We start from the raw sequence: 23,523 nt of genomic DNA, 5'->3' as shown, positions 1-23,523 counted from the left end.
ATGGACAGCGAGTTCATATGACTGAGGAGTCGTCATGACCGAGAAGACCACCCGCGTCGCCATCGTCACCGGCGGTTCCGGGGGCATCGGACGTGCCGTCGCCGAGCGCCTGGCCAAGGACGGTGTCGCCGTGGTCGTGCACTACAGCGGCAACGAGACGAGGGCGCAGGACACCGTGAAGGCCATCGAGGCAGCGGGCGGGCAGGCCACCGCGTTCGGCGGTGACGTCGCCGACCCCGACGCGATGGCCGCACTGTTCCGGCACGCCACCGACACCTTCGGCGGCGTCGACGTGATCGCCCACACCGCGGGCATCATGCCGCTCGCGCCGATCGCCGAGATGGACCTCGAAACCTTCGACCGGATTCAGCGTACGAACGTGCGCGGCACCTTCATCATCAGCCAGCTCGCCGCCAGACAGGTCCGGGCAGGTGGCGCCATCATCAACTTCTCGACCTCGATGACCCGGCTGCAGGCGCCGGCCTATGGTCCGTACGCCGCCTCCAAGGGCGCCGTCGAGGCGATGACCCTGGTGCTGGCCCGTGAGCTGCGCGGCCGTGACATCACCGTCAACACCGTCGCGCCCGGCCCGACCGCCACGCCGCTGTTCTTCGAGGGCAAGAGCGAGCAGGTCGTCGAGCACATCGCGAGCCTCAACCCGATGGAGCGGCTCGGCACGCCCGAGGACATCGCCGAGGTGACCGCGTTCGTGGCCGGCCCCGGCCGCTGGATCAACGGCCAGGTCCTCTACACCAACGGCGGCGCCGCCTGACCGATCGACGAGGTCAGCGACGGCGCGCGGCCATCCACTGCCAGACGCGGGTGCCGTTGCTGCTCGGGTCGTTGCGGGCCAGATAGATCCACGACCAGTGGCCGTTGAAGCGATGACCGTTCCAGACGACCTGGTCGTACAACGTCATCAAGGATCGGGGAATCAGGTCGTGGGCGTGGATGGTGTTCGGCTCGGGCGGGACGGTCGGGTCGTCGCGTGAGGTGATCAGCCAGGTCGGCGTGGTGATCCCGGCCAGCTCGGCGTCGGTGATCAGCTGGGGGCCGCCCGGCGTCAGCGACGCCACGATGCCGCAGACCGGCACGGACGAGGCGAACAGGCGGGGGTACACGGTGGTCATCTTCAGGCTCATGTACCCGCCGTTGCTGCACCCGGCGACGTGGACGCGCCGCTCGTCGACCGGATGCCGACGCGCCACCTCGGCGACGATCTCGCGGATGAGCGGGGCGAAGCGCGACCCGTCCTCCATCCAGAACGAGGTGCTCTGCGGGACCACGACGTACGCGCCGGAGAAGATCCGCTGCGCCTCCGGGGTGGCGAACCCGAGCGCGCCGCGGTTGGCCCGCAGCGTCGTCTCGTTGTCGTAGTAGTCGTCGCGCAGTGAAGCGCCCTCTCCCCCGCCGTGCAGCCAGACGACCACCGGACGCGGCCCGTGCGCGCCCCGGCGGTCCGGCGTGTAGAGCCGGTACTTCATGCCCGAGCGGGACACGTGGTGACTGAACGCGTCCACCTCGGGGTTGAGCAGCTTGCCCTGGACGAAGGACGCGATGGAGACCGGGCGCCCGTCACGCCGCCGGATCGGGGCGGTCTGCGTGATCGTGTACGCGAGGTCGAGCCGGACGTTGCGGCCCCGGCTGAGGATGTAGCCGAGTGTGCCGCCACCGACCTGACCCTCGCCGTACGCGAGATCGAGCACGATGTCACCCCGGCGGTCGAGGCGGATCGCCGTCACGGGGCGGTCCACGTCGTACTCGCTGAAGATCTGATCTCCCTCGGCGATCGGAATCGGGCTGGTGGCCCTGGCGTGCACCGCGAAGGTGCCGGTCGTCAGGCTCGCCGGATCGATCGGGCCGAGCCGGGTGGCACCGAGCGTGATCGACACGATCTGCTCACCGCCGTCGAGCACCCGTGCGTTGAGCGTGAAGCCGACCTTCGCGCCCGTACGCCCATGGGCTCGAGCAGCGGTGACCGGTAGGGACAGCCCGGCGGCGGCGCCCGCGCCCGCGGCCAGGAGAACGGTACGACGGTTGACCGGAGTGACCATGCCGACTCCCATGTTTCGCGTCCGTTACAACGACGTTGGTCTATCACGTGCGCACCGGGCGGCGGAAGGGTTCACCAGCGATCGTCGATAGCATGCGGATGTGAAGCGGTGGGGCGTATTCCTGATCGGCGGCGGCTGCGGCCTGGCGACCGGCGCGAGTGCCGGTGACCCGGCGGTGATCCCGGGCCTGGTCGCGGCCGCTCTGGGGGCGGCCCTGCTCGCCCTCGGCGGACGCTCCCAGGGGGCGCGCCTCATCGAGGACGCGACCGCGGGCGACGTGAAGAAGACGCCCAGGCCGACACTTTCCGGCCTCGGGACACGCGTCGAGGACATTCTCCGGCTGGCCGAGGAGCAGGCCCACGCGCACGTGGCCGCCGCCGAGGACGAGGCCCGGCAGATCGTGGCGCGGGCCAACGCCGAGGCCCGCCGCATCGAGGGCCGGTAGGCGCGGACTCTAGGCCCCGGTGGCAGGCCGGCAACCTCGGCCCGGATGGCATCGAGCGCGGCGAGTGTCGCCAGCCAGGCCTCCCGCCGCTGCTCCTGGGTGAGGCCGGGCTCCCACGGCGGGGCCGCCTCCGTCAGGCCTGCCTGCGGGCCTCCTCCCACGCCAGCTTCTGCAGCGCGGTCGCCAATTCTTCACGCTCGGCCATCCCGACACCCCCGCATCGACGACTCTGATGGTCAACGGGTACATCAAAGCGTCCGGCGCCAATGAGTGATGTGGATCACAGTCACAAAAGATCCGTTCGCGGTACGGCGGTCGTCTATCAGGGCGTGAAAGAGAGCCTGGACGCGGTGGACGAGGGGGAACTCGTACGCCGTACCGCCGCCGGGGACCGGCGCGCCTTCGACGAGTTGTACCGGCGGACGTCGCCGTGGCTCGCCGTCCGGCTGCGCCGGCGGTGCGCGGACCCCGACGTGGTGGCCGACGTCATGCAGGAGACCTACCTCGCGGTGTGGCGGGCGGCCGGCAGCTTCGCCGACGGCGGCACCGGTGGCAGCGCGGTCGGCTGGCTGTGGACGATCGCCGCGAACCGGATGGTCGACGCGTTCCGCCGCCGCGCCCGGCAGGCGCAGGCGCCGCCGGTGCCGACCGCCGAGACGGTCGCACCCGCCGCCGAGGACGAGGTGATGGCCGGCCGTGTCGGCCAGGACCTGGAACAGGCGCTGCTGCGGCTCCCACCCGAGGTACGGCAGGTGCTGCGGGCCATGGTCCTCGACGGCCTGTCGGTCCGCGACACCGCCCTGATGCTCAACGTGCCGGAGGGCACGGTGAAGTCCCGCGCGCGGCGGGCCCGGATCGCTCTGCGGGAGGCACTGTCATGACCACGCACCCCGACGCCGGTGTGCTCGCCCGCTACGCCGAGGGTGACCCGGCACTCGACGAGGCGAACGTGTGGTCGGTCGAGACCCACCTCGAGACCTGCGCGGACTGCCGTGGCCACCTGGCCGGGCACGCGCCGGACGACACGCTGGCGCTGCTGGAACGGGTCGCCGCCGGGATCGACCGCGGCATCGCGGACGGGCCGTCGCCCGTACCCCGGCGAAGGGCCTGGTCGGCGGCGAGCCGCCGCTGGTTCGTGGTGACCCTGGCGCCGTGGCTCACGATGACGGCCGCCGTGCTGGGCTGTGCGGTGCTGCTGCAGCTGGGGATGCCCGAGCTGCCGTCGCTGGTGCTGCTGCTGGCACCGGTCGCGCCACTGCCCGGCGTGGCCGTCGCGTGGAACCGGCGCACCGACCCGGCCTGGGAGCTGATCGCCGGCACACCGGCGGCCGGGCTGGGCATGCTGCTGCGCCGCACCGCGGTGGTGCTGGCCGTGGTGGTGCCGCTGCTGGCGGTCGCCGGAGCCCGTACCGGAGCTCCCCTGGCCCTGATGTTGTTCCCGAGCCTCGCGTTCACCGCCGCGTCGATCGCGCTCGGCGCTCTGATCGGTGTGCGCCGGGCGGTGCTCGTGCTGGCCGCGGTGTGGTCGCTGGCCGTCGTGCTGCCGAGCCTGGTGACCTCGGAACTGCCCGTGGTGCTGCATCCGGGCGGTGCCGCCGGCTGGGCTCTCGCCGCCTGCGCGATGGCCGCCCTCACGGCCGCCCGCGCCGATCTCTTCCGCCGCCTGAGCAGCGGCAACTGACCGCGCAACACCGAAGGGGACACGATGCGAACGATAAGTGCGGCCGAGACGGCGCCGGCCACGTACGCGTGGGCCGTGCACGCGGAGCAGCTGAGGGTCAAGGCCGGCCGGCACCTGGCCGTCGACGGGCTCGACCTGCGGCTCCAGACGGGGGTGCACGGCCTGCTCGGCCCGAACGGCGCCGGGAAGACGACCCTGATGCGGGCGCTCGCGACCGTGCTGAAGCCGTCCGGCGGGCAGCTCACGCTGCTCGGCGAGACGGTGAGCGGCCGCGCCGACCTGCGCCGGGCCCGTCGTGGACTCGGCTACCTGCCACAGGACTTCGGGTTCTACCCGCGGTTCACGGTGCGCGAGTTCGTCGAGTACATGGCGTGGCTCAAGGAGGTGCCGAAGCCCGCGATCCCCGGTGCCGCGCAGCGGGCCATCGAGCGGGTCGGGCTGACCGCCAAGGCGGACGCGAAGATGAAGACACTGTCCGGCGGCATGGTGCGCCGGGCCGGTATCGCGCAGGCCATCGTCAACGACCCGCAGGTGCTGCTGCTCGACGAGCCGACCGTGGGCCTCGACCCGGAGCAGCGCCTCGACTTCCGTGACCTGCTCGCCGACATCGGCGTCGACAGCTGCGTCCTGGTCTCCACGCACCTGGTCGAGGACGTGGTCGCGGCCTGCACCGACGTCATCCTGATGAGCGAGGGCAAGCTGGTCTTCCAGGGTGGCCCGGAAGCGCTGATCGCCCACGGTGACCAGGGCGACGCCGGGTTCAGCCCGGCCGAGCGGGGCTACTCGGCGCTGCTGCGCCGCCACCGGGGCGGTGTGGCATGAGCCGTGTCCTGTCGGTGCAGGTACGCCGCTTCGGCGTTCCGGGTGCGGCGCTGATCCTGCTGGTCGGCGCGGTCGCGCTGTACCTCGTCAGGGGTGAGTGGGCGGTCGGGTGGATGGCGCTGGCGATGACGCAACGGTCGTACCTCATGCTGCTCTGTCCCCTCGCCCTGGCCGTCGGCGCCTGGCTGGCGCACCGCGAGCGCCGGGCGAACGTGGCGGAACTGTTCGCCGGCACACCCCGGCCCGCTCACCAGCGGGCGCTGCTGACCCTGACCGCGGTCGGTGGCGCGGCCGGCCTGGCGTACCTGCTGGTGCTGGCGGTGACCGCGCCCTGGATCGCCGCGACGGCCCGCTACCTGCCCGCCACGGTGTTCGGTGTGGTCACGGTCGGTGTACTCGCGGTGGTCGCGTCAGCCTGGATCGGCCTGGCCGTGGGCCGCCTGGTGCCGCGCCCCGTGACGGCTCCTGCGCTGGCCGTCGTGGGTTTCCTGGCCGTCCTGGCGCTTCCCCTGGGCCTCGAGAAGCAGTGGCTGGCCAGCCTTTCCTCGCCGGCCTGGGCCATGGACCTGCTCAGCGACTACCAGACCGTGCCGGGCGAGGTGAGCGCGGCACAGGCGATCCTGGCGATCGGCGTCGCCACGGCCGCCGCGATCGTGGTGGCCGCGAACCGGTGGCGCACGCGTGCCGCCGCGCTGCTGCCGATCGCGCTCGGTCTGGCACTCAGCGCCGCCGTCATCCCGCACGACCACCAGCGCATGACCTTCGACCCGGTCGCGCAGCAGCTGGTGTGCACCGACGACGCGCCGCAGGTGTGCGTGAGCCGGGTGCACGCCGGCCTGCTCGACGAGGTCACCCCGCACGCCCGGCAGGCCCTGTCGCTGCTGGCGAAGCTGCCCGACCCGCCGACCAGGGCCCAGGAGAACACCAACACCTATCTCGACGAGAAGACCATCGTGCGGTACGGAGCGGACACCGTCGCCTTCGATCTGGACGTCGACAGCGACGGCCACCTGAAGGACACCGACACCATGCTGATCCGGATGCTGGACGCCGGCGGGGCGAGCGCGGTGGGATGCCCCGACGGCTTCGACGTGCCGGTCGAGCGGGCGGCGGGTGCCTGGATCTCCGGCCGTGAACCGGTCCGCGACCCGGACGACCCCGAGATCACCGCCGGACCCGGCGACCCGAACCCGCTCAGCTTCGACGCCGAGGCGGCGCAACTGTGGGAGAAGCTGCGGCAGCTGCCCGAGAAGGAGGCGCTCGCCCGGGTCGTCGCCGTCCGCGAGGCCGCTCTGGAGTGCCGCGACGCGACCGGGCTGCTGGACGGGAGCAACCGGTGAGATACCTGGCGCTGCATCTGCGGTCGAGGCGCGTACCGGCGGCCCTGACAGCGGCGGCGGGTGGCACGGTCCTGATGTGGTCGGTGGTGGCGGCCTTCTCCGAGACCCGCGACGCCGACCTCACGATGGTCGTACTGCTGGTACTGCTGCTGGCCGCGTCGTCGGCGCACACCCTGGGCGGCCCCGACGACGCGCTCGAACGCACCAGCTCCCGCAGCTGGCCACCCCTGCGCGCGGCGCACCTGCTCGCGGCGCTGGCGGTCATCCTCGCGCTGGTGCTGGTGACGCTGGTGACCATGGCCCGGTTCGGCCCGGCCGCACTGGTCCTGAGGGACGCGGCCGGACTGATCGGCCTGACCGCCCTGGGCGCGGTCGTCCTCGGCGCGGCCCGATCGTGGTTCCTGCCGCTGGCCTGGACGCTGCCGGCCCTCATGCTCCCGTACGGCGGGACCGCGGTGGCCGGTCAGATCCTCACCTGGCAGTCACAGCCGCACGACAACCGGGCCGCGGCGGTCACCGCGACGGTCGTCGCGGTCGCCGGGCTGGTCGTCTACGCGGTACGCGGGCCGGCGCTGCGTGACGCCGGTTCCACGGCCTGAACCCGGCTCGTGAGGTCGTCGTCGGTGATCGGCCGGACCACCCGGCACGGGACACCGACGGCGACCGACATCGGCGGGATGTCGCGGCTCACCACGCTTCCGGCGCCGATGACCGAGCCGTACCCGATCCGCACCCCCGGCAGGACCACGACGTTGCTGCCGATCCACACCCGGTCCTCGATCACGATCGGCTCGGAGAACCGGCGGAAGTCCTCCCGCAGGTCCGGGTGGATCGGGTGGCCGGTCGTGGTCAGGGTGACACCGGGCGCGATCATGACACCGTCACCGATGCGGATCTCCACATCGTCGACGAACGTCAGGTTGACGTTGCCGAAGAAGTCGTCGCCGATGTGCACGTTGCTGCCGAATCCGGCGTGGAACGGCGACAGCAGCACGGTCCGCGCACCGACCGACCCGAGGATCCGCTCCAGCAGCTCCCGGCGTACCTCGGCGTCCCCCGGCCGCGTGCCGTTGTACTCGAAGATCAGGTCCGCCCGCCGCCGAGAGTTCTGGAACGCGGCTTCGGACTCGGTGTAGAGCAGCCCGCTCCGGATCCGCCCCAGCACCTCGTCATGGTCACTCATCGGCTGCGCTCCCGGTGCTGTCTACCGCCTCTACAAGTATGATCGATAGTCACTCGCCTAGTCCTCTGCCGGATGCCGGCCGGGATCGACGCGGTGTTGTCTAGCGTGGGCTCATGGTTGACGAGGCACTGGCCCGCGAACTGATCGACATGACCGACGGGGACCGGCGGCTGCAGGCCGGAGCACTCGGCGACGACCTCTCCGCCCAGTTGACCCACCGGCGGGTCACCACCCGCAACGGCGACCGGCTCGCGGCGATCCTCGACGAATACGGGTGGCCGACCGCGGAGCTCGTCGACGGCGCGCCCCTGCCGTGGCCGTGCCGCGATCCCGGGCGGATGGATGAGCTGCGCGCCGAGGTCGGCCTGGACCCGTTCGCCGTATACGTCGCCAAGCACGCGCCCGCGTGAGTCCAGCGGTGCCGAGCGGCTTCCGGCCCGTCGGCGAGCCCGAGGTCGTGCTGGCGTTCCTGCGCGGTGAGATCGACTCGGAACGGTTCGGGGCGGGCGTACGCGCGGCACTCGCCGAAGTGGGCGGCTCGCGTCTCGTACGACATCCGGACCTTGACTCTGACCTGGAGAACCTGGCTCGCGAGCGCGCTCTGGCGACCGCCCGCGGGTGGCGTGAGGGCGGGATGTTCGAGGGTTTTCCGGAGCGGGTGGACTGGTACCACGGTGTGCTGCCGCCGGATGTCCTCGCTCGGGTGCGGTACATCGACTACTCGTACTGGAACGAGTTGTCCGGAGGTTCCCGGCGGCCGGCGGACGTGCCGGCCACACTGCGTTCCGGGCGGCTGCCGCAGTGGGTCACCGAACTCGGCACGGACTGGTGCTTTCAGCTCGCGGCACTGCTCGCCGGCGCCGAGTCGGTCGGCGACCTGATCGTGATGGCGGCGCCCGGCCTGGAACGGCTCGTCGTGCTGGAGGGCCACGCCCGGCTGACCGGCGTCTTCGTGGGCGGGCTGGAGAAGCGGGTCACGGTCCGCGCCTACGTGGGTGTGTCAGCCGCCGTCGACCGGTGGGGCTGCTTCTAGTCACCACCTGGGGAGATCTTGTGCGGTTACGCCCGGTGAACGACCCCGACCTCACAAGATCGCCGGGATTGCCGTGATCAGCGGGCTACTGGTAGGCGGACCTCGAAGCGGCAACCGCTGCCGGTGTTGCGTACGCCGACGCGGCCGCCGTGGGCCTCGACCAGGCCGCGGACGATCGCCAGGCCCAGGCCGCCGCCGGCGCCCGGGGTCCGGGCTCGTTCGCCGCGGAAGGCGACGTCGAAGACTCGGTCCAGATCGTCCTCGGGGATGCCGCCGCATGTGTCCGACACTGACAGCCAGACGTCGTCGTGCTCGTGGCCCGCGGCTATGTGCACCGTGCCGTCCTCGGGGGTGTACCGGACCGAGTTGATCAGCAGGTTGCTGACGACCCGGGCAAGTTCGCGTTCGCCGGCGCGGACGACGGGCCAGCCGCTCTCCGCGGCCACCAGGTGGATCCGGCGGCTCGCGGCCAGCGGGGCCACCCCGGCGAGGGCGTCGGAGACGATCTCCCGCAGCGGTACGGCCGTGGGCGCCAGCCGCAGCGCGCCCGCGTTGATCCGGGACAGTTCGAACAGGTCGTCGACGAGCTGGGTCATCCGGTCGGTCTCCACCCGGATCCGGCGGTGGTACTCGCCGACGGTGGCCGGGTCGTCGATGATGCCGTCCTCCAGAGCCTCGGCCATCGCCCGCAGCCCGGCCAGCGGGGTACGCAGGTCGTGCGACACCCAGGCGACGAGTTCCCGCCGGCCGGCCTCCAGCCGCCGCTCGCGGTCGCGGGCCGCCTGCGCCCAGACCGCCGAGGTGGCGAGCCGCCTGCCGAAGACCGCGCCGACACCGAGGCTGACCAGCGCGGACGCTGTCACCGTGACGAGCACGACCCACAGGTCGTGCGGCGACAGGAACATCGCCTGGGCGACGGTGGCGACTCCGGCCACCACGGCGACCACGGTCACGGCGATCAGCACCAGCACGTGGACGAAGATCGACCGCCCGCGCAGGAGCCGGAGCACCCCGGCACCAGCCAGGCCCACGACTCCCCCGGCCGCGAGGGCGTAGAGCCCGATGAGCAGCGTGTCGTTCACCGGCCGGTCTCCTCGTCGAGCGGGTCGTAGCGGTATCCGACGCCCCAGATGGTGCGGATGCGGCTGGGTTCAGCTGGGTTCGGCTCGATCTTCTCGCGCAACCGGCGCACGTGGACGGTCACGGTCGACTGGTCACCGAACTGCCAGCCCCAGACCTTGTCCAGCAGCTCCGCGCGCGACCAGGCGCGACCCGGATGGCGCATGAGGTGCACCAGCAGGTCGAACTCGCGGACGGTCAGCGCGAGCGGCGCGCCGTTCAGGTCGGCGACGCGCCGGGCGGTGTCGACCGTCAGCTCCGCGTCGACGAGTCTCAGCGGGGCCGCCGGGTTCGGGGCATGGGCTGCGGTGCGGCGCAGCACCGAACGGATCCGCAGCACGAGTTCGCGGGGCGAGAACGGCTTGGTCACGTAGTCGTCGGCGCCGACCTCGAGCCCGAGGACCCGGTCGGCCTCCTCGCCGAGGGCGGTGAGCATGATGACCGGCAGGTCGGGCAGCTGGCGGCGGATCCGGCGGCACACCTCGAGGCCGTCGATGCCGGGCATCATGAGGTCGAGGACGACGAGGTCGGGCCGCCGGGCCGCGATCGCCGCGAGGCCGTCGGCACCGTCGCCGGCCAGCTCGACGTCGCAGCCGTCCTGCAGCAGGTAACGCCGGACGACGTCGCTGACCGTGGGGTCGTCGTCGACGACCAGCACCCGATGCCCCATCCCGGCCACGCTACCGACCCCTGCCGCCTGACCGGCTGCAGCGGGGTCTTTCGGAATCCTTACGGCGTGGCACGAACGTCAGCAGTGCCGCACCGGCGATCAGCACCAGCACGAGGGCGAGATCGCCGGCGGACCGGCCGAGTCCGGGTGTGAGCGGCAACGCCACGAAGCTGATCGCGGCGGCGCTGATCGCGGCGGTCCGCACCGCCGGGCGGCGCTCTTCCGGGACGTACCTGCTGATGGTGGCACCGGCCGCCGACAGCACGGCCATCCAGACGGCGTCGTGGCCGACGAGCACACCGGCCAGGAAGATCAGCACCCCGCCCGGCGACAGGTCGGGGTCGGCGAGGGCACCGGCGACGGCGTACCCCATCAGCAGCACACCGGCGGCCACGAGGAGCGCGCGGGTCCTCATGCGAGCCCTCGCACGGTGATCCGGGCCAGCCACTTGGTCTGCAGCACGCCCGGCCGGTTCGGTGCGATCAGCCGAGCCGGGAAGCCGTGGTCGAGGTGCAGCGGTTCGCCGTCGAGCAGCAGGGCGATCAGGGTCAGCGGGTCACGCACGTGCTCGGCAGCGACGGTCGACGTCCGGTACCGGCCGGCCGGCTCCAGCGACTCCACCTCGACGCTCGCCCGTTCCGGGTCGCCGCCCACCAGCGTCACCAGGTCCCGCAGCCGGACGCCGGACCAGCGGCCGGTGGCGCTCCAGCCCTCGACGCAGGCGATCGGCAGTTCCGCGGTGTGCCGGGTGAGTGCGTGAAGGGCGGCGAGATCCAGGTCCGCGTGTCCGCCGGGGCCGGTGACCTTCAGCCGGTACGAGGGGTCGAGCGCGCGTGCGCGTACATCAGCCTGGTCTGCCGTTCTGTTGACCGGAACCCCCTGCGGACCTGCATCCGGCCGCCTCGGGGCGAGCACCGCGAGTCCGGCCAGGGGCCGGACCGTCTGACCCACGGTGGTCAGCGTGATCAGCCCGGCCGCCGCCGCGACCCCGGCGAGCAGCCCGCGACGGCTCACCGCGTCCGCATCCGCCTCACGAGCGGCACGCGAGAGTGCGGCACGAACCACCGGCAGTTGTACGCCGACGTGCGCCAGGATCGCGCCGGCCATCAACCACGCGACCCAGTAGTGCCCGGCCGTGAAGAAGAACGGCATCGGCGCGTACCAGTGGGCGATGTTCAGCACTCCGCCGACGACCTGGAACAGGCTGGCCGCGACCAGCACCGCGACACCGGCGCGTCCGGCCGCGTGCCCGAACGACCGGATCGGCGGCCACGCGAACAGCCGCGGATAGACCGACCACAGCTTGGCACCGAGCAGCGGCACCGTGGCAAGGCCGGTCGCCACGTGCAGGCCCTGGGTGAACCGGTAGAGCCCGACCGGCCGTGACGGCCACCGGAACCAGTCCGGTGGATGCTGCACGAGGTGGCTGAGCAGCCCCGTCATGAAGCAGACGACGAAGGTGACGCCGAGCGCGACGCCGAGCAGGCTGGTCAGCCGGACCGATCGCAGCCGTGACCGGAAGAGCACCGCGCCGCCGGTCAGCGGGGTGTCAGTGTGGCGAACCATCGATCCGCCTCCGTCCAGGTCTCGAGCAGGCGCATCGCGGCGCCCGCGGCAAGTGCGGAAAGCTGGTCGAGGGGTACGCACGCCCAGCGCAGTGGGCTGCCGCCGCCCGGGCCCTGCACCGTGGCGACGCCGGACCAGGCCGGGGTGCCGGGCGCCGCCAGCTCGGCGTGGAGCCGTCCGTCGGACGCCAGCAGACGGCGGCAGCGGCTCAGCAGGCGATGCGGGTCGCCGCCGATGCCGATGTTGCCGTCGGCGAGGAGCAGATGCCGCCAGCGGCCGGTACCGGGCAGCGGTTCGAAGACGTCACGCTGCAGGGCTGTCGCGCCCCGGCGGCGGGCCAGGCGGACGGCCGCGGCGCTGATGTCGATGCCGAGCGCCGGTCGGCCCGCGCCGGTCAGGGCACCGACGAGGCGTCCGGGGCCGCAGCCGACGTCGAGGGTGGGCCCGGTGCAGCGGTCGAGCAGTCCGGTGTCGCCTGCAATCGCGTCCCGGCACCAGGCGGCCGGGTCGAACCGCAGCTCGGCGCCGCTCGGGTGCCGGGCCGTGAAGCCGGCCGGTACGCCGGCCTCGGCCCGGCTGAGCGCGGTGTCGAAGACGGCCTCAACAGACGGCACGGGCGAACCTGCTGATCGGTGGGCACAGGGCGGCCACGGCCCGGGCGTCCGCGGCGGTGTCGACGTCACGCAACCGCTCCAGCAGACCCACCCGCAGGCCACGGCCGCGCAGTGCGGCCAGGGTCTGCCGGCCGGTGGTCGCGGTGGAGGTCTCGATGGTGCGCAGGACCGTGGCGTGGCCGGGATCGCGCAGGCCCAGGGCCCACCAGCCACCGTCGTCGGCCGGTCCGAGCACGGCGTCGTGCGTAGCGAGCATCCGCGCCGCCGTTTCGAGGTGCGCGACGAGGAGCTGCGGGGTGTCCATTCCGATCAGGATCGAGGGCACCCCGGGCGTACGGGTGTCCTCGAACGCGCCGGCGATGCGCTCCCCCAGCGGGCCGCCGCGCTGGCCGAACGCCGTCCAGCCGGGCGGGGCCGGATACTCGCCGTCGACGACGAGCACCCGGGATCCGGCCGTGGCGGCGGTGACGGTGTCGAGGGTGTCGGCCAGCGCGGCGGCGGCGATCGCGGCTGCCTGCTCCGGTGTGCACGGTGGACACAGGCGGGTCTTGACCCGGCCCGGAACCGGCGCTTTCGCCAGGACGAGGATGCGCGGGTTCATCGGGCCAGCACCGCGCCCATGTCACGGACGGCCCGGGCGGTGCCGAGCAGGGTGCCGGTCACCTTCGACCGGGTGCCGGCCGCCCGCGGGTGATAGTCGACGTCGACCTCGATCACGCGCCATCCGGCCCGGCCAGCCGCGATCAGCAGCTCCAGCGGGTAGCCGAAACGGCGGTCACGCAGGTCCAGCGCGAGCAGGTCGTCGCGGCGTACCGCCCGGATCGGTCCGATGTCGTGGACGTCGAGTCCGGTCGTACGGCGCAGCCGGTGAGCGAGGAAGGTGTTGGCGACCCGGGCGTGCAGCGGCCACACACCGCGGGCGGCCGGACGGCGGCGGCCCGTTGCCAGGTGTGCGCGGCCGTCCCGGACCCGGTCGGCCAGTCGCGGCAGCTGGCCGGGGTCGAACGAGCCGTCGGCGTCCATCACGCACACCACGCCGTCGGCCGGGTCCGCGGCCAGGACACCGGCGTGCACGGCGGCGCCGTAGCCGGGCTCGGCCACGCTGATCACCTCGGCGCCGCACGCGCGGGCCACCTCGGCGGATCCGTCGGTCGAGCCGTTGTCCACCACGATCGGCCGGTATCCGGACGGCATCCGCGCGAGCAGGCCGGGCAGGGCCGGAGCCTCGTCGCGGCAGGGAAGAACCACATCGGTCATGCCGCGTGACGCTAGGTGCGGGCGGGCCGGGAAAGTCTTACGAGGCGATGACGGAGTCTTACGAACCTCTGACGGTACGCCGTGGGCGGCGCACACCAAGGGTTTCCGGCTCTAACGTCGGCGCCGTGACTCACGTACTCGTCACCGGCGGTGCCGGTTTCATCGGAACCCATGTCGTGACCGCCCTGCGGGAGGCCGGTCACCGCGTCACCGTGGTGGACGCCGGTCATCCCGGCGCGCACCGGGTGCCGCCACCGGATACCGTGGCCGGCGCCCCGGTGCTCCGGCTCGACCTGCGTGACCGGCCCGCCGTCGCCGACGCGCTGGCAGGTGTGGACGCGGTGATCCATCAGGCGGCGATGGTGGGACTCGGCGTCGACCTCGACGACCTGCCCGAGTACGTCGGCTGCAACGACCTCGGCACGGCGGTCCTGCTCGCCGCGATGGCCCGCGCGGGTGTGCCCCGGCTGGTGCTCGCCAGTTCCATGGTCGTCTACGGCGAAGGCTCCTACACCTGCCCGGAGCACGGTTCGGTGAGTGCCGCGCCACGGGTCGTCGCCCACCTGGCGGCCGGGCGGTTCGAGCCGCCCTGCCCGGTCTGCGGCGCCGCGCTGGACCCGGGACTGATCTCCGAGGACGCTCCGCTGGATCCGCGCAGCGTGTACGCGGCCACCAAGGTCGCGCAGGAACACCTGACCGCCGCGTGGGCCAGGCAGACCGGCGGCACCGTGGTGGCGCTGCGCTATCACAACGTGTACGGGCCCGGCATGCCCCGCGACACCCCGTACAGCGGGGTCGCGGCGATCTTCCGGTCGGCACTCGAGGTCGGCCGTGCGCCACGGGTGTTCGAGGACGGCGGCCAGCGTCGCGACTTCGTGCACGTGCGGGACGTCGCGGCGGCCAACCTCGCCGCACTGGACGCGACCGTCACACGTAGCGGCTGGCGTGCGTACAACATCGCCTCGGGTCGTCCGGCGACCGTCGGGCAGATGGCTTCCGAACTCGCGCGGGCCGCCGGAGGACCACCCCCGATCGTGACCGGTGAGTTCCGGCTCGGCGACGTCCGGCACATCGTCGCGTCCCCGGCACGCGCCGGGTCCGAGCTCGGGTTCCGGGCCGCCGTGGACCTGGCCGACGGGGTGGCCGAGTTCGCCTGCGCGCCGCTGCGCGGATGAGCGTCCGGTTGTGGCACCGTCCGGCACGCGCCGACCTGATCGCCGCCGGTGTCGCGGTCAGCCTGGTCATGGTGGCCGCCGTGACCGGCGGCGTGCTCCACCTGCTGGGACGCCCGGTCCACGCGAGCGCCGCCCCGCTGTTCGCCCACTGGCTGCCGCACGTCGGTCCCGGCTCACCCCTGGCCCTGCTGACGGCTCTGCTCGTCTGGTGGTACGGCCCCGCGCTGGCCGCGCGGTCGTCGTGGCCGCGGCTGCTCGGGCTGTCCTATCTCGCCGCCGTCACGTGGACGTTGTCGCTGGCACTGATCGACGGCTGGCAGCGGGGTGCCGCCGGGCGGCTGACCACCTCGCACGAGTATCTGCACGAGGTTCCCGGCGTCAGCGACATCCCGGCCATGCTGAGCGGGTTCAGCTCGCGGATCCTGGACTTCCAGCTCGACTCCTGGACCACGCACGTGTCCGGTCACCCGCCGGGCGCACTGCTGGTGTTCGTCTGGCTCGACCGGGCCGGACTCGGCGGCGGTGCCTGGGCCGGTCTGCTGTGCGTTCTCACGGCGGCGCTCGTCGCCGTCGCCGTGCCGCACACCGTACGGCTGCTCGGCTCTGATGAGGCGGCCCGCGCCGTGCTGCCGTTCGTGGTGCTGTTCCCGGGCGCGATCTGGTCCGGAGTATCGGCCGACGGGCTGTTCGCCGGGGTGACGGCGTCCGGGGTCGCCCTGCTGGCGCACGGTGTCACCCGGGGGTCGGCGCTGGGCGCGCTGGCCGGTGGGGGGCTGCTGGCGTTCGGCTGCTATCTGTCGTACGGGCTCGTGCTGATGGGCCCGATCGCGCTGGCCGTCGTGCTTGCCGGACGGCGTCGGCGGACCGCGGGGTGGACGTTCGGTGGTGCGCTGCCGGTGGTGGTCGCGTTCACGGCCGCGGGGTTCTTCTGGCCCACCGGGTATCGCCTGGTCATCGAGCGCTATTACCAGGGGATCGCTGCCGATCGCGCCTACGGTTACTGGGTTTGGGCTGACCTGGCGCTGGTGGCCGTTGCCGCCGGGCCCGTAGCGGCTGTGATCGTCCGGCGCGCGGTTCTGGCCGCCTGGCGGGCCGACACCGTTCTTCCGCTGTTCCTCGCCAGAACGAACGTTCTGTCCACGGGTTGCCTGTTCTTCTCACGCAGAACGAACGTTCTGTCTGCCCAATCTCCGTCCCACCCCGCCAGAACGAACGTTCTCTCCACTGAAACCCCGCCAGCCCCAGACAGAACGAACGTTCTGTCCGCCGAGCCCCCTTCACCCCTAGACAGAACGAACGTTCTGTCTACTGAAACCCCCTCGCCCCCAGACAGAACGAACGTTCTGTCCACCAAATCACTGTCACCCCCTGGCAGAACGAACGTTCTGTCCGCTCACGCGGCTGACCCGAGCGCGGCCTGGCTGCTGCCCCTCGCCGCCGCGACGGCGATCCTGGCCGCCGACCTTTCCGGCTACAGCAAGGCCGAGGTGGAGCGCATCTGGCTACCCTTCACCGTTTGGTTGATGGCGGGGGCTGCACTGATCCCGGCCGCAGACCGTCGCATGTGGCTCGCCGTTCAGGCGGCGGTCGCCCTCACAATCAACCACCTGCTGCTGACGCACTGGTAGAACACCGCCACCGGCCTCGGCGACCGGCGCGGCTGATGCCGCCGAGTGCAGATATCGTGAGGTTTCGCCTCCCAAGCAACCCCAACCCCACAAGATCGCCGACGATTGACGGGCACGCCGCGGGCGGCACGCCGGCTGCTTACCGCCGAACGCAGATCGGATGTACGGGCGACCGACCCCACCGGCTACATCACCCCCGACGCGCCGCCGATCATGATTCGGCACGGCCAGGACGACCCGCTCGTCCCGCACGCGCAGAGCATCCTGCTGTACAACGCGCCACGGGCGGCGGGTGCGGAGGCCACTTTCTTCTCGGTGCCGGGTGCCGGCCACGACCGGCGGCAGGTCCTCGATCCGGCGAACCACTCGCGGCACACCGTCTACCGCACCGGCCGGGGCGTCGAGCGGATCACGGTCGGCCCACCGGCGCCGAGCTGGGAGGTCATCGAACAGTTTCTGCGTACGGCAATGGCCTGGCCGCGGATTTGAGACCCTCGATTACGGTGTGACCTCACCAGAGACGTAGGGAGAGGTATGTCGCGCCGCGTTCCCGGGATCGTGCTGTTCGTGCTGAGCCTTCCACTGCTCCTGCTCGGCATCACGGCCTGGCGGGAGGCCGATCGCGAGACCGGCGTACGCGCCTGGCAGCTGGAGCAGTCGCGTACGGTGGCCGACCCGGCGGAGCGCGAGCGGTTCGTCGGCTACGCCGAGAGCACCCAGTGGCGTATCGACGACGCCGAGTACAACCGCACCATGCTGCTGGCGGCCGGCGCGGCCGGGATGGCCGGCGGTGTCGTGGTCCTGGCCACCGCTCGCAGGCGGCGCGAGTTCGAGCCCGCCGAGGTGAAGGCCACCGGAGCAGTGGGCACGGCCGCTCCGAGGTTCACCGCCTGCGAGGCGTGCGGGCGGCAGATCTCGGTCGCGGCGACCGCCTGCCCGCAGTGCGGCCACCCGCACAGGCCGGAACCGGTCGCTGTCAAAGCGACTCCACCGGAGCCGGTCGACGCGACGCGGCGGGCGTTCTACGCGACGCTGATCGCACTCGGGCTCGGTTCCGCCATGGTGATCTACACGGTGCTGTTCGACAGCCTGTCGGAGACCGTGCTCGTACGCATCTCCCCGTTGTGGATCTTCCCGATCGTGTTCGGTTACTACGGCCTGGTGGCGCAGCGCATGCAGGCGCGGCTCCAGGAGACGCACCTGGACACCGTCTCGGACCAGCTGCTGGATGTCATCAAGGAGAGCCACTGGCTCGGCCGCGTGTTCGCGTTCCTGCTCTACGCGCCGTTCCTGCTGGTCAAGAGCCGACAGCCGTGGGTGACCGCGCTCGTCGGCTCGCTGATCTGGGCGATCGCGCTCGCGCTGTTCTTCAGCGTGATCTTCCCGACCCTCTGACCCGGCACTCCCACGATCGGGCCGGTCCGACGAGCGGGCCAGCCGACGATCGGGCCGGTCCGACGATCGGGCCAGTCCGACGAGCGGGCCAGTCCGACGAGCGGGCCAGTCCGACGATCGGGCCAGTCCAACGATCGGGCCAGTCCAACGATCGGGCCAGTCCGACGGACAGGCCGGCCCGTCCGGCGGGCCGGCCCGATGGTCAGCCGGGGATCTCGGTGCCGACGCCGACCTCCAGCCACCGGATGCTGCGGTGGATGTCGGGGGCGGCCGCGGCGAACTCGCGCTCGGCGGCGTCCCGGTTCTGCCGGAAGTGCCGCCAGCCCTCGTAGTGCACCGGGATCACCGTGTGCGGGCGGAGTGCCTGGCAGAGTTGGACGGCGTCGCGGGCGGTCATGGTGTACCGCAGCGGTCCGGTGATCGGGAACCGCACACCACCGAGGTGCAGCAGCGCGGTGCCGATGCGGAGCCGGTCGGCGACCTCGTGGGTCCCCTGGAACAGCACCGTGTCACCGGAGATCCACAGTTGACCGTGCCGCTGACCGTCCCAGCGCAGCGCGAACCCGACCACGTCACCGACGATCGGTCCGCTCAGCGGCGGGCCGTGCCTGCACGGGGTCGCGGTGACCTCGATGGTCGGCCGGCCCTCGGCTTGAAGGGTCGTGGTGGCCCACGGTGCGAGACCCCGCGCGTTGCCACCGATCCGGCGGGCGCCGGACTCGGTGGTGAGCACCGACCCGGCGTCCGGGAGCATGGCCCGCCCCAGATCGTCGAGATTGTCACCGTGGTGGTCGTGGGTGAGCAGCACGGCGTCGATCGGGCCGAGGTCGGCAGGGGTCATCGACGGTCCGGTCGTCTTCGTCGACGAGGTGCCCCAGCCGAAGTCGTACCGGCGGCCCGGCGGGTCGAACGTGGGGTCGGTCAGCAGGCGCCATCCGCCGACCTCGATGAGGGCGGTCGGGCCACCGATGTGGGTGACCCGGACCTGGGATGTCGTCGTCATCGGGCGTGGCGCAGGGCCCAGTCGAGGACGTGGTCGGCGATCTCCTCCCAGCCCTTCTGTGCGGGCAGCAGGTGGGCGTATCCCTCGTACTCGATGTGCTCGGTGACGGTGTTGGACTTGTAGTGCTTGGCGTTGGATCGCTGCACGGACGGCGGCATGATGTGGTCCTCGCTGCCGGAGACGAACAGCAGCGGCGCCCGCTTGTCGTTGTGGTAGTCGACCCAGGTGTCCTGGTGACCGGGCTGGAAGTTCGCCAGCACACTGCCCCAGAGAATGCCGCCGCTGGCCGGGACGTGATAGCGCCGGTAGAGGATTTCGGACTCCTCGTCGGAGAACGTGTTGGTGAAGGCGTACTTCCACTCCTCCAGCGACAGCCCGATCGACTTGTGCCGGTTGGCCGGCGACCTCAGCACCGGGAACGTCGACTTCACCTGCGACAGCGGTACGACCTTGACGCCCTCGGTGGGTGCCGAGTTCATCGCGACGCCGGCGGCGCCGTAGCCGTGGTCGAGCAGGATCTGGGTGAACGCGCCGCCGGCGGAGTGTCCGATGATGATCGGCGCTTCCGGCAGCGCCCGGATCTCGGCCTCGAGCTTGTCGATGATCGCCGGGACGGTGACCGCGGTGATGATGTCGGGGTTGGCGTTGAGTTCCTCCACCTCGACCTCGAAGCCGGGGTAGCCGGGGGCGATGACCCGGTGGCCCTTGGCCTCGTAGTGGGTGATCCAGTGTTCCCAGCTGCGCGGGGTGACCCAGAAGCCGTGGACCAGGACGATCGGTTTCATGCGTCGTATCCCTTCAGGAAGGCCAGCAGGTCGTTGCCGAGCTGTTCTTTGTGGGTGTCGGTGATGCCGTGCGGTGCGCCCGGGTAGACGATCAGTTCGGCGCCCTTGACCAGCGCGGCCGAGGCCTTGCCGCCGACCTCGAACGGCACGACCTGGTCGTCGTCGCCGTGGATGACCAGCGTCGGCACGTCGAACGCGGCGAGGTCGTCGCGGAAGTCGGTGGCCGAGAACGCCGCGATGGACTCGTAGGCGTTGCGGTGCCCGGCCGCCATGCTCTGCAGCCAGAACGCGTCACGGATGCCCTGTGAGACGTCGGCGCCGGGCCGGTTGTTGCCGAAGAACGGCCCGTCGGCGAGGTCCTTGTACAGCTGCGAGCGGTCCGCGGCGGATCCGGCACGGATACCGTCGAACACCTCGACCGGCACACCGCCCGGGTTGTCGTCACGGCGCACCATCAGCGGCGGCACCGCCGAGACGAGCACGGCCTGCGCGACGCGGGAGGTACCGTGCCGGCCGATGTAGCGGGTGATCTCCCCGCCACCGGTGGAGAACCCGACCAGGGTCACCTCGCGCAGGTCGAGCTGCTCGAGCAACGCGGCCAGGTCGTCGGCATAGGTGTCCATCTCGTTGCCGGACCACGACTGGGTCGACCGGCCGTGCCCGCGCCGGTCATGAGCGATCGCCCGGTAACCGTTGCCGGCCAGGAACAGCTGCTGGGCCTCCCAGCTGTCGGAGTTCAACGGCCAGCCGTGAGCGAGCACGACCGGACGGCCGCTGCCCCAATCCTTGTAGAAGATGTCGGTACCGTCGGCAGTGGTGACGAAGGGCATGAGAGCCGTTCCTTTCATTTCTGGGGAACGGCTCGAACCTATGGCCATGGGAGCGCTCCTCGCGTGAGTCACATGACTGCATCTCACCGTTCGTGTTCAGCTGCCAACCGTTGGAGATCCGAGCGCGAGGCGATGCCGAGCTTCGGGAACATGCGGTACAGGTGGCTGCCGACCGTCCGGTGCGAGATGAACAGGCTCTTGGCGATGTCACGGTTCGTCATGCCCTGCGCGACCATCGACGCGATCTGGATCTCCTGCGGCGACAGCGACTCCCACACGTCGGTGGCCGGCGAGTCACTGCGCTCCCCCGCCGCCCGCAGCTCGGTGCGGGCACGTTCGGCGAGCGGGTGGGCGCCGAGGCCGTCGAACCCGTCACGGGCCTGCCGCAACAGATCACGGGACTCGCGGACCCGCCGTTGGCGGCGCAACGCCGAGCCGTAGGAGAGGAACAACCGATAGCGTTCGTACGGCCACATCGTCATGTCCGCGGACAGCGCCGCAGCGAAGGCGTCGTCGTCACCGGTGAGCACGGCGGCCGCGAAAGCCAGGTTCATCCGGCCGGTCGGGGACGTCGTCGCCCGTACATCCGCCGGAAGGTCGTCGATCAGAGAGCGGGCGGCGTCCACCTGACCGCACGCGACCGCGGCCTCGGCCATGCTGCCCAGTGACCACAGCGCGTGCGCCGGGTGGAAGGCGCTCGCGGCCGGGTCGTGCAGCCGCGCGAGGCAGGAGAACGCCAGCTCGTAGCGGCCCTGACCGGACGCGACGGCCGCGCGGGCCAGCAGCGCCACCGCCTCGATGGTCGCGAACCGGCGCGGGTTGAGCAGGTCGGCGCCGGCCACCAACTCCTCGGCGTGCGCGAAGTCGCCCCGGAACGCGGCCACCATGGCGTGCGCGACCAGCGACGCGGCCTCCCAGAACGGCTGCCGGGTCTCGGCACACAGCCGGGCGCTCTCCTCGGCCGCGACCACGGCGTGCGACCACGAGCCGCGCCGCATCGCCGACCAGGCCAGCAGGGACAACGTACGGCCGAGGGTGTGCAGGTGCCCTTCGGCGCGGATCCGGTCGGCCGCCTCGGTGAGCAGCCCCTCCGACACGTCCGACGCCCCGGCGCACGCCGCCGCGTGCGCGAGCCGGTAGGTGGTCGTCGCGTCCCGTTCGGACGCCGGGATCCCGGCGATCAGCGCGCGGATCGTGCCGTCACTGCCGAACGGCGAGCCGTACGCCAGCAGCTGCGCCCGCGTCGCGGGGTCGGCCACGCCCAGCCGGTCCGCCGCGGCGATCACCTGCCGGCCGACCGGACGGCCCGGCGACAGGTTCCAGCAGCGCAGCGCCGCCGACCGCAGCAGGTCGGTGGCGAGCGTGCCGTCACCGGCCACGGTGGCCCGCTCGGCGAACTCGAGCAGCGAGTGAATGCGCTGCTCACCTCCGCGGTCACCGTCGGCCAGCTCGTTGAGCCACTCGTGCCGCAGCCCGTCGTGCTGGGACTCCACGAGATCACGGTGGTGCCGGCGCAGCCGTTCGCCGGTCTCGAACTGCCCCACCGTGTACGCGAGCGCGGCCCCCCGGTACGTGCGGGCCTCCTTGTCGCCACGCTCGACCGAGAGCTGCGCGGCCTGTTCCAGCGCCGGCACCGCGTTGGCCGGCGCCCCGCGCCGGATCGCCTGCTCGGCGTGCCGTTCGAGTTCCTCCGCGAGCGCCGCGTCCGGCCACAGCGCCGCCCCGGCCCGGTGCCACACCGACCGTTCCGGCCGGTCCACCATCACCCGGGCCAGCGCGGCATGACAGGCACGCCGCCGGTCAGGGCCGAGCCGCTGCAGGACGGCCGACCGGATGAGCGGATGCCGGAATCGCACCGATGCGCCGTCCACCACGATCAGCCCCGCCGACACGGCCGGATCGAGTGACGGCACGGAATCGCGCGGCGACAGCAGCCCGGCGGCCGCGACGATCTCGGCCACGTCGTCGGCGTCACTGAGCGCCGCCACCTCCAGCACCGTGGCGCTCGCGGCGTCGAACTCGCCGATTCGAGCCAGGAACGAACTCTCCAGCCGGGCGGTCAGCGGCAGGCGGTCACCGTTCACTCCCCAGTAGGCGCCGACCGCGCGCGGCAGCTCCAGCAGGGCCAGCGGGTTGCCGCACGCCGCGTCGAGCAGCTGCGACCGGACACCCGGATCCAGCCCGCCGGCCACCCCGTCGAGCAGTGCGGCCGCCGCGTCGTCGTCCAGCGGGGCGATCTCCACCGACGGGATCGCCGCGTCCAGCAGCAGGCCCGACTCGGTGTCGCGGTGGGTGGCCAGCAGGACGATCCGGTCGGCCGCGACCCTCCGGGCGAGGAAAGCCATGGCCTGCTGGCTGGCCAGGTCCATCCACTGCGCGTCGTCGGCGAGCAGCAGGACCGGCCGGTCGGCGGCCACCTCCGCCAGCAGTTCGAGCACCGCCATCGCCACCGTGTAGAGGTCGGGGGACGCTCCCGAGGTACGTCCGAACGCGACCTCCAGAGCGAGCCGGTACTTCGGTGTCAGCCGGTTGCGATGCCCGAGCACCGGGCGCATCACCTGATGCAGGGCCGCGTACGGCAGCCCGAACTCGGTGACCGACCCGATCGCCCGCAGCACGCGGAACTTGTCACCGGCCGTCGTGGCGGCCCACTCCAGCAGCGCCGACTTGCCCACGCCGGGCGTACCCCGGATCACCAGCGCGGCGCCGCCGTCGACCGCCTGGTCGAGCAGGCCGCTGATAGTCGCCTGCTCCGGCGCCCGGCCGACCAGCGCGTGCGGACCGTTCGCCACCGACCCTCCCCACCCGCGACCATGACGAACACGAATTCCGGCGTCCCGCATCTCTGTCTACGCACCAACCGTCGAAGGAACAAGGCTTTCCTACTCACATGCAAGCAGCGACCTTCCTGGAAGCCCACGCA

Annotated in this window: 26 protein-coding genes; 13 read left to right on the top strand and 13 right to left on the bottom strand. The window is 72.0% G+C overall.

Annotation, left to right across the window (positions count from 1 at the left end):
* Positions 1 to 34: 34 nt before the first annotated feature.
* On the top strand, positions 35 to 772 hold the full coding sequence (locus CLV67_RS25410) for an SDR family oxidoreductase (protein ID WP_106322555.1): 738 nt from the start codon (positions 35 to 37) through the stop codon (positions 770 to 772).
* 13 nt (positions 773 to 785) lie between these two features.
* On the opposite strand, the gene CLV67_RS25405 is transcribed toward CLV67_RS25410, so the two are convergent.
* Positions 786 to 2,066, bottom strand: a complete 1,281-nt coding sequence (locus tag CLV67_RS25405) for a prolyl oligopeptidase family serine peptidase (protein ID WP_239166299.1) — start codon at positions 2,064 to 2,066, stop codon at positions 786 to 788.
* Positions 2,067 to 2,154: 88 nt separating this feature from the next.
* Here CLV67_RS25405 and CLV67_RS25400 point away from each other — a divergent pair, with 88 nt between their 5' ends.
* The 6 genes from CLV67_RS25400 (at position 2,155) to CLV67_RS25375 (ending at position 6,941) form a co-directional block, all read left to right on the top strand.
* Positions 2,155 to 2,499 (top strand): hypothetical protein, encoded by a 345-nt coding sequence (locus CLV67_RS25400; RefSeq protein ID WP_106322553.1) that lies wholly within the window; start codon positions 2,155 to 2,157, stop codon positions 2,497 to 2,499.
* 329 nt (positions 2,500 to 2,828) lie between these two features.
* A complete protein-coding gene (locus CLV67_RS25395) occupies positions 2,829 to 3,380 on the top strand; it encodes an RNA polymerase sigma factor (RefSeq protein WP_239166300.1) in 552 nt (183 codons plus the stop codon).
* A complete protein-coding gene (locus CLV67_RS25390; protein WP_106322551.1) occupies positions 3,377 to 4,180 on the top strand; it encodes a cupin domain-containing protein in 804 nt (267 codons plus the stop codon). The genes CLV67_RS25395 and CLV67_RS25390 overlap by 4 nt, the downstream gene beginning before the upstream one ends.
* 24 nt (positions 4,181 to 4,204) lie before the next feature.
* Entirely contained in the window at positions 4,205 to 5,002 is a 798-nt protein-coding gene (locus CLV67_RS25385; RefSeq protein WP_106322550.1) for an ABC transporter ATP-binding protein, read from the top strand.
* Positions 4,999 to 6,342 (top strand): hypothetical protein, encoded by a 1,344-nt coding sequence (locus tag CLV67_RS25380; RefSeq protein WP_106322549.1) that lies wholly within the window; start codon positions 4,999 to 5,001, stop codon positions 6,340 to 6,342. The genes CLV67_RS25385 and CLV67_RS25380 overlap by 4 nt, the downstream gene beginning before the upstream one ends.
* A complete protein-coding gene (locus CLV67_RS25375; protein WP_106322548.1) occupies positions 6,339 to 6,941 on the top strand; it encodes a hypothetical protein in 603 nt (200 codons plus the stop codon). Before CLV67_RS25380 ends, CLV67_RS25375 begins: the two co-directional genes overlap by 4 nt.
* Here the strand turns inward: CLV67_RS25375 and CLV67_RS25370 are convergent.
* Entirely contained in the window at positions 6,893 to 7,525 is a 633-nt protein-coding gene (locus CLV67_RS25370) for a sugar O-acetyltransferase (RefSeq protein WP_106322547.1), read from the bottom strand. The two genes, CLV67_RS25375 and CLV67_RS25370, sit on opposite strands and share 49 nt — an antisense overlap.
* Before the next feature lie 113 nt (positions 7,526 to 7,638).
* On the opposite strand from CLV67_RS25370, the gene CLV67_RS25365 reads away from it, so the two are divergent.
* Positions 7,639 to 7,935, top strand: coding sequence for a hypothetical protein (locus CLV67_RS25365; protein ID WP_106322546.1), 297 nt, complete (start codon positions 7,639 to 7,641; stop codon positions 7,933 to 7,935).
* A complete protein-coding gene (locus tag CLV67_RS25360; RefSeq protein ID WP_146169286.1) occupies positions 7,932 to 8,558 on the top strand; it encodes a hypothetical protein in 627 nt (208 codons plus the stop codon). The genes CLV67_RS25365 and CLV67_RS25360 overlap by 4 nt, the downstream gene beginning before the upstream one ends.
* Positions 8,559 to 8,635: 77 nt before the next feature.
* Here CLV67_RS25360 and CLV67_RS25355 read toward each other — a convergent pair whose 3' ends face one another.
* Genes CLV67_RS25355 through CLV67_RS25325 form a run of 7 tightly spaced genes read right to left on the bottom strand, consistent with a single transcriptional unit; the run spans position 8,636 to position 13,784 of the window.
* Entirely contained in the window at positions 8,636 to 9,640 is a 1,005-nt protein-coding gene (locus CLV67_RS25355) for a sensor histidine kinase (RefSeq protein ID WP_106322544.1), read from the bottom strand.
* Entirely contained in the window at positions 9,637 to 10,347 is a 711-nt protein-coding gene (locus tag CLV67_RS25350) for a response regulator transcription factor (protein ID WP_106322710.1), read from the bottom strand. The genes CLV67_RS25355 and CLV67_RS25350 overlap by 4 nt, the downstream gene beginning before the upstream one ends.
* Positions 10,348 to 10,357: 10 nt before the next feature.
* The gene (locus tag CLV67_RS25345; protein ID WP_106322543.1) at positions 10,358 to 10,762 is read right to left on the bottom strand and encodes a hypothetical protein; all 405 of its coding nucleotides are present in this window, start codon (positions 10,760 to 10,762) and stop codon (positions 10,358 to 10,360) included.
* Complete coding sequence (locus CLV67_RS25340) at positions 10,759 to 11,913, bottom strand: molybdopterin-dependent oxidoreductase (RefSeq protein WP_106322542.1); 1,155 nt, start codon at positions 11,911 to 11,913, stop codon at positions 10,759 to 10,761. Before CLV67_RS25340 ends, CLV67_RS25345 begins: the two co-directional genes overlap by 4 nt.
* Entirely contained in the window at positions 11,886 to 12,527 is a 642-nt protein-coding gene (locus CLV67_RS25335) for a methyltransferase domain-containing protein (RefSeq protein ID WP_203737078.1), read from the bottom strand. Before CLV67_RS25335 ends, CLV67_RS25340 begins: the two co-directional genes overlap by 28 nt.
* The gene (locus tag CLV67_RS25330) at positions 12,514 to 13,128 is read right to left on the bottom strand and encodes a TIGR04282 family arsenosugar biosynthesis glycosyltransferase (protein ID WP_106322538.1); all 615 of its coding nucleotides are present in this window, start codon (positions 13,126 to 13,128) and stop codon (positions 12,514 to 12,516) included. The genes CLV67_RS25335 and CLV67_RS25330 overlap by 14 nt, the downstream gene beginning before the upstream one ends.
* Positions 13,125 to 13,784, bottom strand: a complete 660-nt coding sequence (locus tag CLV67_RS25325; protein ID WP_106322536.1) for a glycosyltransferase family 2 protein — start codon at positions 13,782 to 13,784, stop codon at positions 13,125 to 13,127. The genes CLV67_RS25330 and CLV67_RS25325 overlap by 4 nt, the downstream gene beginning before the upstream one ends.
* A 125-nt stretch (positions 13,785 to 13,909) precedes the next feature.
* Here CLV67_RS25325 and CLV67_RS25320 point away from each other — a divergent pair, with 125 nt between their 5' ends.
* From CLV67_RS25320 to CLV67_RS25300, 4 genes are all read left to right on the top strand, one after another.
* The gene (locus tag CLV67_RS25320) at positions 13,910 to 14,959 is read left to right on the top strand and encodes an NAD-dependent epimerase/dehydratase family protein (protein ID WP_239166301.1); all 1,050 of its coding nucleotides are present in this window, start codon (positions 13,910 to 13,912) and stop codon (positions 14,957 to 14,959) included.
* Complete coding sequence (locus tag CLV67_RS52740) at positions 14,956 to 16,587, top strand: hypothetical protein (protein WP_203737080.1); 1,632 nt, start codon at positions 14,956 to 14,958, stop codon at positions 16,585 to 16,587. Before CLV67_RS25320 ends, CLV67_RS52740 begins: the two co-directional genes overlap by 4 nt.
* Before the next feature lie 105 nt (positions 16,588 to 16,692).
* Entirely contained in the window at positions 16,693 to 17,076 is a 384-nt protein-coding gene (locus tag CLV67_RS25305) for an alpha/beta hydrolase (RefSeq protein ID WP_106322532.1), read from the top strand.
* Positions 17,077 to 17,121: 45 nt separating this feature from the next.
* Positions 17,122 to 17,982, top strand: coding sequence for a zinc ribbon domain-containing protein (locus CLV67_RS25300; RefSeq protein WP_106322530.1), 861 nt, complete (start codon positions 17,122 to 17,124; stop codon positions 17,980 to 17,982).
* 202 nt (positions 17,983 to 18,184) lie between these two features.
* On the opposite strand, the gene CLV67_RS25295 is transcribed toward CLV67_RS25300, so the two are convergent.
* The 4 genes from CLV67_RS25295 to CLV67_RS25280 form a co-directional block, all read right to left on the bottom strand.
* Positions 18,185 to 18,985, bottom strand: a complete 801-nt coding sequence (locus CLV67_RS25295) for an MBL fold metallo-hydrolase (RefSeq protein ID WP_106322528.1) — start codon at positions 18,983 to 18,985, stop codon at positions 18,185 to 18,187.
* Complete coding sequence (locus CLV67_RS25290; RefSeq protein WP_106322526.1) at positions 18,982 to 19,770, bottom strand: alpha/beta hydrolase; 789 nt, start codon at positions 19,768 to 19,770, stop codon at positions 18,982 to 18,984. The genes CLV67_RS25295 and CLV67_RS25290 overlap by 4 nt, the downstream gene beginning before the upstream one ends.
* Entirely contained in the window at positions 19,767 to 20,600 is an 834-nt protein-coding gene (locus CLV67_RS25285) for an alpha/beta fold hydrolase (RefSeq protein WP_106322524.1), read from the bottom strand. Before CLV67_RS25285 ends, CLV67_RS25290 begins: the two co-directional genes overlap by 4 nt.
* A gap of 83 nt (positions 20,601 to 20,683) precedes the next feature.
* Positions 20,684 to 23,392, bottom strand: coding sequence for a helix-turn-helix transcriptional regulator (locus tag CLV67_RS25280; protein ID WP_170153982.1), 2,709 nt, complete (start codon positions 23,390 to 23,392; stop codon positions 20,684 to 20,686).
* Positions 23,393 to 23,523 lie beyond the last annotated feature (131 nt).

The organism is Actinoplanes italicus, assembly GCF_003001815.1.
GTDB classification, from domain to species: Bacteria; Actinomycetota; Actinomycetes; order Mycobacteriales; family Micromonosporaceae; genus Actinoplanes; species Actinoplanes italicus.
This window is presented reverse-complemented; position numbering and strand designations above follow the sequence as displayed.

Coding starts and splice junctions, on each gene's coding strand:
- CLV67_RS52740 (WP_203737080.1), top strand. CDS start 14,956: ATGAGCGTCCGGTTGTGGCACCGTCCGGCACGCGCCGACCTGATCGCC.
- CLV67_RS25390 (WP_106322551.1), top strand. CDS start 3,377: ATGACCACGCACCCCGACGCCGGTGTGCTCGCCCGCTACGCCGAGGGT.
- CLV67_RS25290 (WP_106322526.1), bottom strand. CDS start 19,770: ATGAAACCGATCGTCCTGGTCCACGGCTTCTGGGTCACCCCGCGCAGC.
- CLV67_RS25325 (WP_106322536.1), bottom strand. CDS start 13,784: ATGACCGATGTGGTTCTTCCCTGCCGCGACGAGGCTCCGGCCCTGCCC.
- CLV67_RS25295 (WP_106322528.1), bottom strand. CDS start 18,985: ATGACGACGACATCCCAGGTCCGGGTCACCCACATCGGTGGCCCGACC.
- CLV67_RS25405 (WP_239166299.1), bottom strand. CDS start 2,066: ATGGGAGTCGGCATGGTCACTCCGGTCAACCGTCGTACCGTTCTCCTG.
- CLV67_RS25370 (WP_106322547.1), bottom strand. CDS start 7,525: ATGAGTGACCATGACGAGGTGCTGGGGCGGATCCGGAGCGGGCTGCTC.
- CLV67_RS25385 (WP_106322550.1), top strand. CDS start 4,205: ATGCGAACGATAAGTGCGGCCGAGACGGCGCCGGCCACGTACGCGTGG.
- CLV67_RS25285 (WP_106322524.1), bottom strand. CDS start 20,600: ATGCCCTTCGTCACCACTGCCGACGGTACCGACATCTTCTACAAGGAT.
- CLV67_RS25410 (WP_106322555.1), top strand. CDS start 35: ATGACCGAGAAGACCACCCGCGTCGCCATCGTCACCGGCGGTTCCGGG.
- CLV67_RS25345 (WP_106322543.1), bottom strand. CDS start 10,762: ATGAGGACCCGCGCGCTCCTCGTGGCCGCCGGTGTGCTGCTGATGGGG.
- CLV67_RS25340 (WP_106322542.1), bottom strand. CDS start 11,913: ATGGTTCGCCACACTGACACCCCGCTGACCGGCGGCGCGGTGCTCTTC.
- CLV67_RS25350 (WP_106322710.1), bottom strand. CDS start 10,347: ATGGGGCATCGGGTGCTGGTCGTCGACGACGACCCCACGGTCAGCGAC.
- CLV67_RS25365 (WP_106322546.1), top strand. CDS start 7,639: ATGGTTGACGAGGCACTGGCCCGCGAACTGATCGACATGACCGACGGG.
- CLV67_RS25330 (WP_106322538.1), bottom strand. CDS start 13,128: ATGAACCCGCGCATCCTCGTCCTGGCGAAAGCGCCGGTTCCGGGCCGG.
- CLV67_RS25380 (WP_106322549.1), top strand. CDS start 4,999: ATGAGCCGTGTCCTGTCGGTGCAGGTACGCCGCTTCGGCGTTCCGGGT.
- CLV67_RS25300 (WP_106322530.1), top strand. CDS start 17,122: ATGTCGCGCCGCGTTCCCGGGATCGTGCTGTTCGTGCTGAGCCTTCCA.